The sequence below is a fragment of the Pseudoalteromonas sp. DY56-GL79 genome (assembly GCF_041414765.1).
Lineage (GTDB): Bacteria > Pseudomonadota > Gammaproteobacteria > Enterobacterales > Alteromonadaceae > Pseudoalteromonas > Pseudoalteromonas piscicida.
This window is the reverse complement of sequence record NZ_JANHZS010000031.1, coordinates 1-16,487: the sequence shown is the minus strand read 5'-3', so window position 1 is coordinate 16,487 and position 16,487 is coordinate 1. Positions and strand designations below refer to the sequence as shown.

The window sequence follows — 16,487 nt, the reverse complement described above, 5'->3', positions numbered from 1 at the left end:
TGAGTTGAGTTTGGCCTAGTATATCAACTAGGCATATTTTTCCTAGCTGTACGGATGGGGTGGTGAAAAGGTTTAGTTACTCACTTTTGCGTCTACACTATTGCGAAATAGACTACACTTTCAGAACTTATCGGCTTGTCAGTACGCCAGAGCAAGTGTATAAATTGTTATAAAAAGATGTGTGTGTTGAGTTGTTTTGATATGAAACAAGCAAGAATCGACTTTCGATGTAGCTCACATACCCTTTGCGCTATAGTCGCCGCGGTTGCATAAAACGATATCCTGAGGGGTCTGAGTTTGAAGTTGATGTCAAAATTGCTCGGGGGGCTGCTGTTGCTGTTTTGTATTTCAGCACCAGCTAACGAGTTACCATATTATACTTTTTCTAATCATAGCGCGGTGATGTTGATCATCGAGCCTACGTCTGGAAAAATTTTGGATGCCAATAAAGCTGCCGCCGCATTCTATGGTTATAGCGAGGCGGTACTAGAATCAAAAGTCATTCAAGATATCAACTTATTTACCGCCGAGCAGGTTGCCAATGAGCGTCAAGCAGCTTTAAATGAAGGCCGCAACTATTTTATCTTCCAACACCAAACTGCAGACGGTAGTGTGAAAACAGTAAGTGTTCACTCAACGCCGTTTGAAAATAGTGATGGCAAACCTAGATTACTTTCTATCATTCAAGATATGAGTGAAAAGCGTAAGCTACAGCAAGATCTCTGGCACTACCAAGCTAACCTTGAACAGCAGGTCTTGTTACAGACTGAAAAAATCAAGCAAGCCAATATGGTACAGGTCATTCTGTTAACTGCGGTAATTGCTGTGCTTATTCTATCGATGGCGGTATTGATGACCGTTTTGGTCAGGCTAAGGCGCTCCAATCAGCGAGCACAAGATCAAGGCGCAAAACTCAGTGCCATTTTTGATGGTATTAAAGCATACCTGGTGTTTACGGATGAAACTCATCATATAGAAGCCGCTAATGGTTCAGTATTAAAGGATTTTGATAGTTTAGAAGCGTTAAAATCAAAATCTATTTATACCTTATTTGATGTGCTTGATAGTGAAAAGCTGCTAACGGAAGGTACGCTGGAGTGCCAACTCGATGCGCGTTTTGACTATCGTAATGTTCGGGTTTCTTGTGCCCCTGTAGTAAGCGAAACGCAAGCTAAGCTTGGCTTCATTTATGTTATTCAGGATATTACGGAAGAACTTGAGAACGAAAGAGAACAGCGTTTGGCAAGTACGGTATTTGCGACAACCACTGAAGGCGTGTTGGTCTCCGACAAACATAATCAAATCCAAATGGTAAATCGCGCATTTAGCGAAATTACAGGCTTTGGCATGGATGAAGTGATAGGGGAGACTCCATCAATCCTAAACTCTGGGCGTCACGATGAGCGCTTTTTCAATGCGTTATATGATGATTTGGTTAACAAAGGCCATTGGGAAGGAGAGATTTGGAACAAGCGCAAAAATGGTGAAATTTATCCGAGTTGGCTGCAGGTATCCGCAGTATTTAATGAAGCTCGGGAGATTGATATGTATGTTGCCTTATTCAGTGATATTACCTCGAGAAAACGTAACGAGCAGTTGATGTGGCAGCAAGCCAACTTTGACAGTTTGACGGGCCTTGCAAATCGCCATCATTATCACGTTAAATTTGATTTAGCGTTAAAACGAGCAGCTCAGCTAGAAGAGCGCTTTGCTATTTGTTTTATCGATCTTGACCGCTTTAAAGCAGTGAATGACACGCTTGGGCACCATATTGGTGATCTATTACTCAAAGAAGCAGCAAACCGTATTAATGAGTGCGTGCGCAGCTCTGATACCGTTGCAAGGTTAGGTGGGGATGAATTTGCTTTATTGCTACAAGACATCAGCTCTATCAGTGATTTAGAGCTGGTTGCGACGAAGATTTTACGTGCGCTAGCCAACCCTTTTCATTTGGAAGGACACGAAGCTTATGTCTCCGGTAGTATGGGGATCACGCTTTACCCAGATGACGGCACCGACCGAAAAATTTTGCTCCGTAATGCCGACAGTGCAATGTATAAAGCCAAGGAACATGGTCGCGACTGTTTTCAATTCTATACTTCAGCGATGCATCAACATGCCAAAGCGCGTAGCGTGTTAGAAAGCGCTTTGCATAAAGCACTGTCTAATCGAGAATTATCACTGGTGTACCAGCCCATTTTTTCACAGCTTGGCAGCGGCGACCTCGTTGGCTGCGAGGTGTTGTTAAGATGGAAAAGTGAGTTGCTGGGCCATGTTTCACCCGATCAGTTTATTCCCGTTTGCGAAGAACTAGGCCTTATCTTACCCATTGGGGAGTGGGTGCTATATCACGCTTGTTCTCAAGTTAAAGCCTGGCAAGACAACTACGGTAGACCCTTATTTATTGCAGTTAACGTTTCTAGTATTCAGTTTAAACGCCAAGATATGGTCGAGCTAGTAAGAAAAGTACTTAGAGATACCAAACTGGAAGCAAAGTATCTGACATTGGAAATCACAGAGTCGGTACTGGTTGAAAACTCAGACAAAATATTGTCACAATTAAAAGCATTAAGAGAAATGGGCGTAGAACTGGCGATTGACGACTTCGGTACTGGATATTCGTCGTTGAGTTACCTCAAGCGCTTCCCGCTTTCTAAATTGAAAATTGATAGAACCTTTATTCGTGATTTACCTGAAGATGAAGAAGATAAAGCGCTCGTCAGTGCGATTATCTTGATGGCGCACAAATTGAACTTAAAAGTCATTGCAGAAGGGGTTGAAACCCCTGCACAATGCATGTTTTTAAAGAACTTACTGTGTGATATGACACAAGGCTATTTTCATTCTAAGCCTGTGGCACAACAAGAGTTTGAAGCAAACGTTTTGACTATGCAGTATCACAAGCAAAGTCACAGTTAACAGGGGTAGTCTTGGCATAACTTAGCCAGAGCCGATTGTGCTTTATGATTACCTTGCTCGGCGGCAAGTTTAAGCCAGTGGATCGCCTTTTTAATGTCTTTTGCACCGCCTTCACCGTCGCGAAGCATTGTTCCATAGTTATATTGTGCCCAAGGGTTGCCAGTTTTAGCCGCTGCTGCAAATCCCGTTTTTGCTTCTTCAAAGTTTCCTTGGCTGTAAGCGTGAATTGCTTCTTGATTCTGTGCAGAGATCTTAGGTCCGTTATATAGTGGCTTCGGCTTTTTAAATCGTTGTCTAACAACACCGCCAAGTACATGGATCCCGACTGGTCTGTAGACGGAAACAATCGTTTCATTGTCAAGTAAGTCTAATAGATTGTCTTTTTCTAGCGTCAGCCTTTGTGGCTTAAAATAATGATCGGTCATTAGCATGCTGACACGGATATCTCGGGTGATGTTACGCATTGTTCGATACGTGTAGGCACTTTCCTTCACTTCAATGTTGTCATCTGTTAGTTCAGTAATTTGTAGTATCTGAAAAGCTGGATCATAAGCTTGCCCTGTGTTTTTGCCAGCGTCAAAAATAATCAGGTCATCGATTTGTGGGGAGGCTAAGTATGTTTGATAACTAGCGATTTGTTGTTGATGTTGGTTATAAAAGTAAAGTGCAATAGTGACCACAATCAGTGCCGACATCGCAACTTTATATTTACTGATAAAGTTGAATATTGTGTCGTAAAAGGAAAAAAATACGCTTTTGATTTCCATATTCTATTAGTTAGTTACGTGTGGGTATGTCTAAGGTAGGCAACTTGAGTGTAGGGGACAAGTGTACTTGTCCCCATAAGTGTAAGATTTTATTTCCCTGCCATTTTCGTTTTGGCGTCGGCTGCCATTAAGGCAAATACAGCGTATGCCGCGGTATTTTGCTTTAATTTTGCCGGATCGACTTTATCAAGCGTGTCATCAGCTGTGTGGTGATAATCAAAATAATCCGTGCCATCTTGGTGTAAAGCGAAGATTGGCGCCGATGTGGCATTTTTCAGCGGAATTAAGTCAGGACCACCATGTGCGCTATTCTTGCCAATATAAGTAACGCCGAGCGGCGCCAATTGCTTTGCAATCTCACGTACAACTGGTAAGGAAGCGGCATTTACGTTTGATTCAAACGCATACACTACATCTGCACCAAAATCGGACTCGGATGCGGCTACGATGCGGTCTAATTCTGCCTGATGCTTTTTAAAATAAGCTTTTGCTCCCCAGAGACCGAGTTCTTCTGCTGCAAATAGGACTACGCGGACACTACGTTTAGGGCGTTTTACATCGGCAATGTGCTTTGCTGCTGCCATCGTCAATGCAACACCAGCGCCATCATCGAGTGCACCAGTACCCAGATCCCAAGAGTCTAAGTGACCACCAATTAAGACATATTGCTCTGGAAATTCGGTGCCCGTGAATTCACCGATGACGTTGTAACTGGTTCCTTCACCTAAGTCCTCGGTTTGAATATTTAGCGCGACTTTAACGGCATGACCTGAGTTGATAAGGCGTGCTAGCTGATCTGCATCTGGGTTCGCAACTGCAGTGGACGGGATCTTTGTCACTCCCGCTTTATAGTGACTGCCGCCAGTGTGCGCGAAGCGGTGGTGGCTGGTGCTGACTGAGCGCATCATATAGGCGATAGCGCCTTTTTTAGCGGCTTCTACGGCACCGCTATTACGAGCTCTTACCGCAGGTCCATAGCCATTACCATCAATGTCGCGGTTCATGCGGTAATTAATAAAGGCTATTTTACCTTTTAAGCTATTGTCTGGCGCGGCAATCAGCTCATCGAGGGTTTCAAATAAAACTACCTCACCACTTAAACCATCTTTTGGTGTGCTGACGCTGTTACCGAGCGCGGTAAGGTGTAGCGGTTGTTCGCTCGGTATCAGGATTTTTGCAGACTCATGGTAGCGGCGCCATTCAGGAAAGGTCGCTTCCTCAAGCCAGACTTTGTCAAAGCCCAATTGCTCAAGTTGTTTCTTTGCCCAAGCTACCGCTTTTTTATCATTTTCGGTACCCGGTAAGCGTGGGCCTACTTCTGTGGTGAGGGATTCTAGTAGTTGCCAGCTTAGGTTGCTGTGGCTTGCGGCTTCTCTAACTTGTTTAACTTGTTCTAATTGTTGTGTAGTAAATTCTTCGGCTTGCAGTGCTGTGCTCAAACCTGCGCTTAATAAACCAAATGCCAATAGTGATTTAAACTTCATGATAATCCTTGGTAAAAATGGAGTTACCGAGAGATTAAAGCATAAATTGTGATGTAAGTCCGTGTATTGCGATGAGGGAAATTCATCCACAATCTAGGGGTGCTTTATCTTGGAATAATAGAGTAAAGCGGTTAGCGAATTTACACATTTGGTATAAAATACGCGATTAAGATAGCGAATAGGAAAGCACTGTGTCGATCACTTCATTTTCTCAATTACCTCTAAACCAAGCGCTTGCTCAGCGCCTTGTAGATCTTAACTACATGGTGCCAACGGCAGTACAGTCTGTGAGTTTAGCGCCGGCGCTGACTGGACGAGATTTAGTCGTGAAAGGGAAAACCGGATCTGGTAAAACACTGGTGTTTTCACTTGCGCTGCTGAATAAGTTGCAGCCTGACAGCAATGAGGTTCAGGCTTTGGTGTTATGTCCAACGAGAGAGTTGGCTGATCAAGTCGCACAAGAAATCAGAAAAGTTGCGGCTTTAATTGGTAACGTCAAAGTGCAAACACTCTGCGGAGGAACGCCAATTGAACCTCAAACTCGGGCGTTACAACATGGCGCGCATATTGTTGTTGGTACACCCGGTCGGGTTGAAGAGCATGTTTTTAATGGCTCACTCATGCTAACTGAAACGCAGACTGTGGTATTCGACGAAGCCGATCAGATGCTGGATATGGGCTTTACTGAAACGCTAGAAAGCATTCTAGTGTATGTGCCTGAAGTTCGACAAACACTAATGTTTAGTGCGACTTACCCAGACAAGATCATGAAACTGGCGAAGCAATATATGCGTGAGCCAGAGTTTGTTGAAGCGAAAGAAGAACAAGCACACCACAGCATTAAGCAAACCTTTTATAAATTAGACAACAATAAAATGCGCTTTAACGCATTGAGAGTGCTGTTAATGCAACACCAGCCGCAAAGCTGTATCGTTTTTTGTAATACCAAAGCTGAGACTAAGCGACTATTCGAAGAATTACGTCAAACCGGACTTGCTTGTGTCGAGTTACATGGCGACTTAGATCAAGGTGAGCGTGAGTGGTCATTGCTCACCTTTGCCAATAAGAGTGCCAATATTTTGGTTGCCACTGACGTGGCCGCTCGAGGGCTCGACGTTGAGGAAGTTGAGCTTGTGGTTAACTATCATTTGGCACTTGAGCCGCAGACGCATATTCACCGTGTTGGTCGTACGGGCCGGGGTGAGCACAAAGGTATCGCAGTATCTCTTTATGGAGAAAAAGAAGCCTTCAAAATAAAACAGTTGGCGGAGATATATGGTCAAGAGCTAAAACATGGCACGTTGCCGAGTCATTCGCTGCTCGAAAAACCAGCCTATAAGTCGAATATGGTGACCCTCATGATTGAAGGCGGAAAGCAGCAAAAGCTTCGCAAAGGAGATATCGTCGGCAGTTTGACTGGTGAAGAAGGCATAAGCTTCAAGCAAATTGGTAAAATCAATATTTATGATGTGCAAACATTCGTGGCTGTAAAACGCGAGGCAGTGAAGCCTGCACTACGTAAGCTTAACAATAGTAAGATTAAAAATAAGCGCTATAAAGCCTTACGTGCTTAAGGCCTGCTTGAGTATTTCATACTCATTCATTAAGCGTTTGAATGTTTCCTCATCACCTGATTTATCCGGGTGATGAGTCAAGGCCAGTTTTCTCCAACATTGGCTTAACATCCTGCGATCATAACCTTTAGGAAGTCTCCAGCGCGTTTTAATCGCGTTTAATTCGTCAGGTTTGATGGCAAGTCGCTGGCGAGCGCCGCTAAATGTAAACTGTTGCCAAAAATTATCTAACAGAGCACTCACTTCTTCACTACTGGTTTCGTAATGCTGCCAGTCTAAATAATAACTTCTGAGCGGGTCATCTAACGCTAATGAATGTTCACCTAGTTGTGGAGCTAGATAAATATTGAGTGCTTCTACATGTAGATACAGGCCCTCAGCGAATACTTCTTGCTGGAGTTGATACAGGGCATTCATGATCAGGAAGTTACGTTTAAATAGATTTTTATTTTCATCTTCATCAAGGCGAGGTAGTTGCTGTTGTTCCATCAGAGCGGCGGCAATAGTGTGCACTTTTAAAGATTGATTTTGACAAATTAGTCTAAAAATAACATCTGTTAGCGGATTGAACATTGTCGCCTCTTTAGTCTTGGTGTATCTTCACACTACCACGCAGACTAAATGATAAGCAATGGAGAGCAACAATGAATTTATCGAGGCTACTAAAGCCCTGGTCTGTGTTTGCCTGTAGCCTGTGTTTCTCCAGTTGTTTTCAAGTTAACGCCACACTAAATGATAGCGCCCTTGCTGAGCGGATCTCAGAGGTGGAGCAAACCACCAATTGGCAACAGCAAAAAATACTGGGCACTGAGTTGCTCACGGAGCAAAACCTAGGAAAGGCAAGAAAAGTAGAACTTTTGCTTAGTCTAGGTAAGTCTGCTTATAAACAAAATCAATTCAAAGATGCACTCGTTTTTCTCAATCAGTTAGAGTTGATAACGCAATCAGACAGACTGAGTGACAACCATTTTTCAGCGGTAAAGGTTCAAGGGATCTGCTACTTTTACCTTGGTCATTATCAACAGGCTATTGAGTTTTACTCACGGGCATTAGCGTTAGCTGAGCAACGTAATGTCCCCATCGAAATGGCTAATTTACATAGTAATTTGGGGTTGGCGTATTTTAATAGCTTTACACTTGACTTGGCACTACATAATTATTTAAAAGCAGATGAACTTTACCAAGAGTTTGGCGATGCTCAAGATCATGCCGATATTTTACTAAATATATCGGGTGTTTATATTCGTCAAGGTGCCTATGATAAAGCGGAAGAAATGCTCCATGAAGCACTAAACGCATTCGTCGAGCTAAACGATGAATATGGTGTTGCGCTAGCTCAAGCAGATCTTGGCGTGCTATACACTGAGACTAAACGCCCCGCGCTTGCCAAAGCGTCGTACCAAGCAGCAATTACTTATTATGAAGCGCAGAACGATGTCCGCCACTTGTCATTTGAATATGGCAATCTTGCTTTATTGAGCTATTCACAAAACCAATTAGAATTAGCCGAAAAAGAAGCAAACTTTGCGCTCTATTATGCCGAAAAGGCTCAGAATCCTGCCAACCTCATGGAAGCTCAGTTCACCTTAGCACAAATTTTCTTCGCTCAAGGGCGGCTAACAGAAGCGCTGACTAATGCAGAGCAAAGTTTAGCGGCAAGTCGAGTTATGCATGAACAGAAAAGAGAGCGTATGGCACTTCGTTTGTTAGCGCTGATTGAGGCTGCACAAGGAAATATTAAGCGCGCTAGAGATTATGACTCACAAAATTTGGAAGCGCAAAACCGCTTGATGAATGATGACATGCTGAAAAGGATTAATGACTATCGTGCTAAGTATGAGGCTAGTGAACTTTCTCGAGAAGTCGAAGTGCTCAAGCAAGAACAAAAATTACAGCTACTGAAAGAGGAACAGCGCAGCCAATTACAATTGTTGGGTGTTATCATCGCGATATTAACTTTACTGACAACTTTCGCACTCTATCGGCGTAAGGTTGAGCAAAGAGCAAAACTGGAGTTAAGCCAAAAAGTAGCGTTGAGAACATCTGAGCTTCAGCAAAAGGCGGATGAGTTAAAAGCGGCCAACCAAGTAAAAAGTCAATTTCTGGCAAACATGAGTCATGAAATCAGGACGCCACTTACCACGGTGCTGGGACATGCAGAAGACTTGTTGGTCGAACAAGATTTAAATGCTCAGGCACAAGCATCGGTCAGAACAATTTATAATCAAGGATTACATTTACGCGACCTCGTCAATGATATTTTGGATTTAAGTCGAATCGAAGCCGAGCGCTTAGAGCTAGAAGCAACTGAATTTTCGGTAGGCAGCTTACTTGCTGACTTATGTGATATGTTTCAACAAAATATACAGAGTAAGCAATTAGAGTTTATTGTTTGTGATCAGGTAAGGGCTAACGCTTATGTACGTTTGGATTACATTCGAGTAAAACAAATACTAATAAACTTGCTAAGTAATGCCCTAAAGTTTACCGAAAAAGGCCGTATCGAATTGGAGGTATCTGAAACGCACCATGGTTTACAGTTTGTGGTGAAGGACACCGGTATTGGTATGACTGAGCAGCAGATAGGTCGAATTTTTGATAATTTCCAACAAGCTGACAACAGTATAACAAGGCGCTTTGGGGGGTCTGGGCTGGGGTTAAGTTTGTCGAGCCAGCTTGCCCACATGATGAATGGTGAAATCAAAGTACAAAGTGTTGTCGATCATGGCAGTGTTTTCTCCTTCTGTGTCCCTTGTACTGTATACCTCAATACGGTTATTACCGAAATTCAAGAACCGCAGTCCAAGCAACCTTTGCTCTCAGGTACGGTGCTGGTTGTGGAAGATCACCCAGAGAATCGGCAACTATTCTCTCGCATGATAGAGAGAACTGGTGCGACGGTTATTGTAGCCGAAAATGGTGCTCGAGCGGTTGAACAGTGTCTTAGCGACTTTCCTGATCTGGTGCTTATGGATATTCAAATGCCAAGAATGGATGGGGTTGAGGCACTTCGGATCATTCGCTCGGCGGGCTACTCTGGTCCAATATACGCGTTAACCGCTAATGTGTTGATGGAAGAGGTAAAATCATATATTGACTCAGGGTTCAATGGTCACATTGGCAAGCCGATTAATAAAAATGAATTATTAGCGGTATTGAATACGCACTTAAACTTTGAGTCTGACGGCAAAGCGTATGAACTTAATATTGATTTATCGGATTTGCGAGATAGTTTCGCAAGCACTTTTGAGCAAGAGCGCTACTTGCTGATTGATGCATGGCAAAACAAAGACTTGGCTACACTTCAGACTATTTGTCATAAACTGGCTGGGGCAGCATCTATGTTTGAATTTCCGGAGCTTGCAAGCATCGCAATCGAATTTGAGAAAGTATTAAAGCAAGGAAGTGAAGACCAATTTCAATCTCTGTTTTTAGCAATGTGTGATCAGCTAAAATCTCAAGAATCATTGGCCTCCTAAAATAGCTCTATATCGTCGGAATCATCCACCTTTAGATTGTTAGGTTGCTCATCATCACTGATAGATACTCGGGAGCTGTCTTTTCTGGTATCGAGTTCTGGCGTGTAATCTGAAATCTTAAACATGGATAACTTTGAATGAATACTTTGCGAAAGGGCAATGAGGTCACGATTGGAGACGGCCTGTATTTTGGTACTTGAAAGGGCATCGGAATTCAGGTGTACCATTGACTCTATACTTTCTTGAGCTGCGTCAGAGGCTTGTTTCTGCTCTCCAACTTGTTGATGAATGTCATGGGACATTTGGTTGATAGAAAGCATCGCATTTTCTATTTCATCCACTTCTTTTGTAGAGGCTTCGCTTAATTTTACGGTATTGGCGGTTTCTTGCAGTGCCGCTTGCATCAGCGCATAAACAGAATCTGTACCGGATTGTATTTTTCTTATGACTTGGCTTACTTCCTTGGTTGATTGACTCGTTCGTGCTGCCAGATTACGCACTTCGTCAGCAACGACGGCAAAGCCTCGTCCTAACTCGCCTGCTCGTGCGGCCTCAATTGCGGCATTCAGTGCAAGTAAGTTGGTTTGCTCTGCAATACCGTTAATGACTTCAAGCACAGAACTAATTTCATTGCTGTCAGTCTTGAGCAATTCTATTTGTTCACTGGTTTTCTTGATGTTGTCTGCAAGTGTTAGCAGACTTTCTTGGCTTTTATCGGTATCTAATCGGGTCTGTTTAACTGCCGTTGTGGCATTCTCTACAGATGCGTAGATCTGCTCTAAGCTAGTATCTAAACGCGCAGAAATCTCTAACATAGACTGTATTGAGGTAGCTAAGTATTCACCGTGAGTGTGCTGAAGTGTTGCCTTTTGTGTCATGGATGCATAGGTATCTCTTAAGCTATCCGCCATTGGGTGAAGTCGAGAAGAAGATGCGTACACTTCACTAATTATATGTTCTATAACGGCGAAGCAATCATTCATTAGTAGGCAGGACTTAGAAATATTTTTATCTTGTTCGTTAAAGCGATACGTGAGGTCGACGCCATTGTCAGTGATAAAATTACGAACTAGGTGCTCCATATGTTTTTCAGCGGAAGTGGTTTTTTTAAAATATAATAATTGCAATAGTGCCCCTAGTGTTAAAGCGCCAATTGTAACGGCCACTTTAGCCTCATCAGAGGATAGTAAGGTAATTGCGAGTGTTACAGAAGCCAAGTTAAAAAGCGTGACAGCGGCAATAATACGACTCGGCTTCATTCTATATCCCTAGGTTCATTACTCAAATACGGTTTAATTTTATTAGGTAGGTATAGAACAAAAATAGGCAGTTGGCGAACCTGAAATGCAAAAAGCCAGCATAAGCTGGCTTTTCAGTAAGTAGACTCTAATTCTACTTACTTACGACGCATTGAGTCGAAAAACTCATCGTTTGTTTTGCTCATGGAAAGCTTATCAATAAGGAATTCCATCGCATCGATTTCACTCATTTCATGAACAATCTTACGCAAGATCCACATTTTCTGAAGTTCATCAGTTTTTGTCAGTAGTTCTTCACGACGAGTACCTGAGCGGTTGAAGTCGATAGCTGGGAATACACGTTTTTCCGCAATCTTACGGTTTAGGTGTAGTTCCATGTTACCCGTACCTTTAAACTCTTCGTAGATAACTTCATCCATCTTAGAGCCAGTATCGATAAGTGCCGTTGCGATGATGGTTAAGCTTCCGCCTTCCTCAACATTACGCGCAGCACCAAAGAAGCGCTTAGGCTTGTGAAGTGCATTGGCATCAACACCACCAGTTAATACTTTACCTGATGAAGGAATAACCGTGTTGTATGCTCGGGCAAGACGTGTAATTGAGTCAAGTAGAATAATAACATCCTTCTTATGCTCCACTAAGCGCTTTGCTTTTTCGATTACCATTTCAGCTACTTGAACGTGTCGGTTAGCTGGTTCATCAAACGTAGAGGCAATAACTTCACCTTGAACAAGGCGCTGCATCTCAGTTACTTCTTCCGGACGCTCATCGATAAGTAGGACCATCAAAGTTGCATCTGGGTTGTTGTATGTGATGGACTGAGCAATGTTTTGTAGCAACATTGTCTTACCAGCCTTTGGTGGTGCAACGATAAGTGCACGTTGACCTTTACCGATTGGAGAGGCAAGGTCTAATACTCGAGCGGTAATATCTTCTGTACTACCATTACCTCGTTCCATTACCATACGCTCATTAGCATGAATAGGCGTTAGGTTTTCGAATAGGATTTTGGTACGAGAGTTTTCAGGTTTATCGAAGTTAACTTCGTTAACTTTCAATAATGCAAAATATCTTTCGCCATCTTTTGGTGGTCTGATTAAACCAATGATGGTATCACCGGTACGCAGGCTGAAACGTCTAATCTGGCTCGGAGAAACATAAATATCATCAGGGCCAGCTAGGTAAGATGCTTCTGAAGAACGTAAAAAGCCGAAGCCATCTTGTAAAATTTCTAAAACACCGCCGCCGTATATATTCTCGCCGCTTTTCGCGTGCGCTTTCAAAATAGCAAAGATAATATCTTGTTTTCTTAAACGAGCTACGTTTTCAAGTCCCATGGACTCAGCCAGTTTTACAAGTTCATTGATTGACTTGTCTTTTAATTCGCGTAAATGCATATTGGTGGGTTCTTTATTACAGTTGTCATTCTCGTTAGTTTCACGAGAGAGGTTGATTTGATAAAGCTTAAAGGTTTGTGGCTTTATAAGTTAGCAGCTAGGCGTCGGGTCGTCCAGTGTTTATACAAATTTTATTCTATTAAAAATGATATAGATCAGCTTCACAACTGCGGCAGTTATGCCGCAGAGTGTGTAACAACCTGAATTACAGGTTGTTTTCTAGGAACTCAACGAGTTGAGTCTTAGATAGAGCACCAACTTTAGTTGCTGCTACTGCACCATCTTTAAACAGTAATAGTGTTGGAATACCACGGATACCGTACTTAGGTGGAGTACCAGCGTTTTGGTCGATATTTAGTTTGCCGATCGCTACGCGGTCACCGTGTGATTCTGCAACTTCATCAAGGATAGGCGCAATCATCTTACAAGGGCCACACCATTCTGCCCAGAAATCTACTAGTACAGGCTTGTCAGATTTGATTACGTCAGCTTCAAAGCTGTCATCAGTTAGTTGGATAATTTTGTCGCTCATTACGCTCTCCGTTAGAATTAGGCGAAATATTTAATGCGTATTTAAACACTCTTGTTTCTTATTGCAAGTTTAAACGTTATGCTTTATTGCTATGACTAAGACACATTTGACCAATAAAAAATTCAACGACTTTGCTTTAGCACCGGAAGTGGTCGCCGGTTTACAGGAAAATGGCTTCGAATTTTGTACGCCAATCCAAGCAAAGTGTATACCTTACATCTGTGAAGGCCGCGATATCGCGGGCCAGGCACAAACTGGTACGGGCAAAACTCTTGCGTTTTTGACCGCGACCTGTCATCGCCTATTGCAGACTAAAAAGGATAAAAAAACGCAACCTCGTGCAATTATTATGGCACCGACTCGAGAGTTGGCTATCCAAATACATAAGGACGCGCAAGTCATTGCGCCACGTTGTGATCTTAAGCTTGCCCTTGTATATGGTGGCGAAGATTACGAAAAACAACGGGCTCAACTGGAAAAAGGCGCGGATATACTAATCGGAACGACTGGGCGTTTAATCGATTTTTATAAGCAGGGTGCTTATAACCTCAATGATATCGAAGTGGTTGTGCTAGATGAAGCAGACCGAATGTTTGATTTAGGTTTTATCAAAGACATTCGTTATTTGTTCAATCGCATGCCAGGTCGTGAAGAGCGATTAAATCTATTATTCTCTGCAACACTGTCATACAGAGTGCAAGAGTTAGCATTCGAACACATGACCAATCCTATTCATGTGCAAATTGAGCCAGATGTTAAAACGGGCAAACGTATTCAAGAAGAGCTATTTCACCCGTCAACAGATGACAAAATACCTTTACTGCTGACTTTGATAGAGGAAGAGTGGCCAGAGAAGGCAATCATTTTTGCTAATACTAAGCACAGCTGCGAAAACGTATACGCATGGCTGAAAGCAGATGGCCATCGTGCAGGCTTGCTTACTGGAGACGTGAATCAAAAGAAACGCCAGTCAATTTTAGCGCAGTTTACGCGTGGCGATGTTGATTTATTGGTGGCGACTGATGTTGCTGCACGTGGTTTACATATTCCTGAAGTAAGTCATGTGTTCAACTTCGACTTGCCGGATGACAGAGAAGACTACGTTCACCGCATTGGTCGTACGGGTCGAGCTGGTGCATCTGGACATGCGATTAGTTTCGCGTGCGAGCAATACGCCTATAATTTACATGAGATAGAGGAATACATAGAGCATGCAATTCCTGTTTCTCATTATGATAAAACAGCACTATTAACTGACTTGCGTGCGCCTCAAGTAAATAAACGTCGTCATTCAGGCCATGGTAATAGTGGTAACAAGCAACGTGGTGGTGGTCGCCGAACAGGTGGCTACAGAAAACCACAATCCAAGTAAACTTGGATAGTAAAGTAGTAAGCGCTTAAAGCGATTTGTTGAGGTTTAAAAAGTGGCAAAGACTGCTTCGAAGGAAGATATTTACGCTGTAATAGACTTAGGGTCTAACAGCTTTCATATGTTGATAGCGAAACATATGGCAGGCGGTATTCACACAATCGGCCGTGTGAAAAGGAAGGTGCGGCTGGCATCTGGGCTTAATGACCAAAATGAATTGTCGCTTGAGGCGATGCAAAGAGGGTGGGAATGCCTTGCTTTGTTTGCTGAGCGCTTACAGGATATCCCCAAGCAAAACGTTAGTATTGTCGCGACAGCGACATTGCGTTTGGCTACTAATGCTCACACATTTATCGAAAAAGCGGAGCAGATCCTTAATCATCAGGTAAATGTCATAAGTGGAGAAGTGGAAGCGAAAACCATTTATAAAGGTGTCGCTCACACATCCGCCTGTCAAGGTAAGCAACTTGTTATTGATATCGGTGGCGCGAGTACCGAAGTTGTGATCGGGAAAGGCTTTGATGCCTTACTGTATAAAAGCTTAAATATGGGCTGTGTGACTTACCTAGATAGGTATTTCAGCGATGGCCTATTAAGTCTTGAAAACTTTGACGCTGCTGAGCAGGCTGCAAAGCAGGTAATACAGCCTATTCAGGCCAAATATAAAAAGCTTGGCTGGGAGTTAGCCATTGGTGCGTCAGGAACAGTTCAAGCCATTCAGGAAATTTTCGCCGCGATGGGCGAGAATGAACAACTGACGTTAAGCAAGTTGGAAGAAGTAAAGCTTAAAGCAATTGAATGTGAAACGGTGGCTGCGCTAACTTTACCTGGGTTAATTGAAGAACGCCGCTTAGTCTTTGTATCGGGCCTTGCTATTTTGATTGCACTATTCAAGTCATTGGATATTCAATCTATGGGTCTTGCCGGTGGCGCACTTCGTGAGGGTGTACTTTATAGTATGCTCCCTGATTTTCAGGCTGTCGATATCTGTCAGCGTACATTGGATGGTTTCACTCAGCGTTATCATGTTGATATCGAGCAGGCGCTGCGAGTATACGAAGTGGTGTCTGATATTATCGCCCAAGTGTCATCAAGCTGGGGTCTGGATGAACAAGCGAGTCTGCACTTGGCAAAGGCAATCGCATCTCTTCATGAAATTGGCTTGCTGATTGACTATAAACAGTACCATAGACACAGCGGCTATATATTGGCGAATACTTCAATGCCTGGATATAGCAAAGCGCAAAAAGATATTATCGTTGCTATCGTTAAAAATCATAGAGCCGACCTTGTGGCTAAAGATTTTGATCGATTAGGTTGTCACTTTGAGTACGCTAAGCTGTTGTGCGTCGTAGTTCGACTTGGTGTTTTGCTGTCTATGCGTAGAAAAGACGATGTTCTACCTAAAGTAACAGTTCAAGCCAACAATGAAGAGAAAAAGTCCCTGACTATGCAAATGCCCGATCCCTGGTTATCTCTTCATCCGTTGATGCTAGCGGAGCTCGTTCAAGAAGCGGCTTACCTATCAAAATTCGGTTGGGAATTAAAAATAGAGCGCGTCTAGCGCTCTTTTTGTTTGTAAAACATGCAAAAATAACTGTCTTAGAGTGATTTCTATCCAAACGATCTGTTTTTCGCAACTTTCTTAAAAAAAAGGGTTGCACTAAAATCGGATCGCCCTATAATGCGACCCCACTGACACGGGGC

11 protein-coding genes are annotated in these 16,487 nt (G+C 43.0%); 5 read left to right on the top strand and 6 right to left on the bottom strand.

Features of this window, described 5'->3' with window-relative positions:
• Positions 1-306 precede the first annotated feature (306 nt).
• A complete protein-coding gene (locus NO992_RS19925; RefSeq protein ID WP_017219414.1) occupies positions 307-2,919 on the top strand; it encodes an EAL domain-containing protein in 2,613 nt (870 codons plus the stop codon).
• On the opposite strand, the gene NO992_RS19920 is transcribed toward NO992_RS19925, so the two are convergent.
• Together NO992_RS19920 and NO992_RS19915 are read right to left on the bottom strand one after the other, a co-directional pair.
• Positions 2,916-3,686 carry a tetratricopeptide repeat protein gene (locus NO992_RS19920; RefSeq protein ID WP_010378162.1) on the bottom strand — a complete coding sequence of 257 codons (771 nt, stop codon included), beginning with the start codon at positions 3,684-3,686 and terminating at the stop codon, positions 2,916-2,918. The two genes, NO992_RS19925 and NO992_RS19920, sit on opposite strands and share 4 nt — an antisense overlap.
• Before the next feature lie 89 nt (positions 3,687-3,775).
• A complete protein-coding gene (locus tag NO992_RS19915; RefSeq protein WP_017219416.1) occupies positions 3,776-5,170 on the bottom strand; it encodes a M20/M25/M40 family metallo-hydrolase in 1,395 nt (464 codons plus the stop codon).
• A 191-nt stretch (positions 5,171-5,361) separates the two neighbouring features.
• On the opposite strand from NO992_RS19915, the gene dbpA reads away from it, so the two are divergent.
• Entirely contained in the window at positions 5,362-6,744 is a 1,383-nt protein-coding gene (gene dbpA / locus NO992_RS19910; RefSeq protein WP_017219417.1) for an ATP-dependent RNA helicase DbpA, read from the top strand.
• Here the strand turns inward: dbpA and NO992_RS19905 are convergent.
• Positions 6,733-7,317 carry a DNA-J related domain-containing protein gene (locus tag NO992_RS19905; protein WP_010378167.1) on the bottom strand — a complete coding sequence of 195 codons (585 nt, stop codon included), beginning with the start codon at positions 7,315-7,317 and terminating at the stop codon, positions 6,733-6,735. The genes dbpA and NO992_RS19905 overlap by 12 nt on opposite strands.
• 71 nt (positions 7,318-7,388) lie before the next feature.
• Here NO992_RS19905 and NO992_RS19900 point away from each other — a divergent pair, with 71 nt between their 5' ends.
• Entirely contained in the window at positions 7,389-10,223 is a 2,835-nt protein-coding gene (locus tag NO992_RS19900; RefSeq protein ID WP_371380054.1) for a response regulator, read from the top strand.
• Here NO992_RS19900 and NO992_RS19895 read toward each other — a convergent pair.
• The 3 genes from NO992_RS19895 to trxA all read right to left on the bottom strand — a co-directional run bounded on the left by NO992_RS19895 (position 10,220) and on the right by trxA (position 13,411).
• The gene (locus tag NO992_RS19895) at positions 10,220-11,482 is read right to left on the bottom strand and encodes a methyl-accepting chemotaxis protein (RefSeq protein ID WP_371380052.1); all 1,263 of its coding nucleotides are present in this window, start codon (positions 11,480-11,482) and stop codon (positions 10,220-10,222) included. The genes NO992_RS19900 and NO992_RS19895 overlap by 4 nt on opposite strands.
• Before the next feature lie 137 nt (positions 11,483-11,619).
• Positions 11,620-12,879, bottom strand: coding sequence for a transcription termination factor Rho (rho, locus tag NO992_RS19890; protein ID WP_017219420.1), 1,260 nt, complete (start codon positions 12,877-12,879; stop codon positions 11,620-11,622).
• A gap of 205 nt (positions 12,880-13,084) precedes the next feature.
• Positions 13,085-13,411: a thioredoxin TrxA gene (gene trxA / locus NO992_RS19885; RefSeq protein ID WP_010378172.1), complete on the bottom strand. Its 327-nt coding sequence runs from the start codon at positions 13,409-13,411 to the stop codon at positions 13,085-13,087.
• A 91-nt stretch (positions 13,412-13,502) separates the two neighbouring features.
• On the opposite strand from trxA, the gene rhlB reads away from it, so the two are divergent.
• A complete protein-coding gene (gene rhlB, locus NO992_RS19880; protein WP_017219421.1) occupies positions 13,503-14,783 on the top strand; it encodes an ATP-dependent RNA helicase RhlB in 1,281 nt (426 codons plus the stop codon).
• 52 nt (positions 14,784-14,835) lie between these two features.
• A complete protein-coding gene (gene gppA, locus NO992_RS19875) occupies positions 14,836-16,344 on the top strand; it encodes a guanosine-5'-triphosphate,3'-diphosphate diphosphatase (protein ID WP_371380049.1) in 1,509 nt (502 codons plus the stop codon).
• Positions 16,345-16,487: the final 143 nt, after the last annotated feature.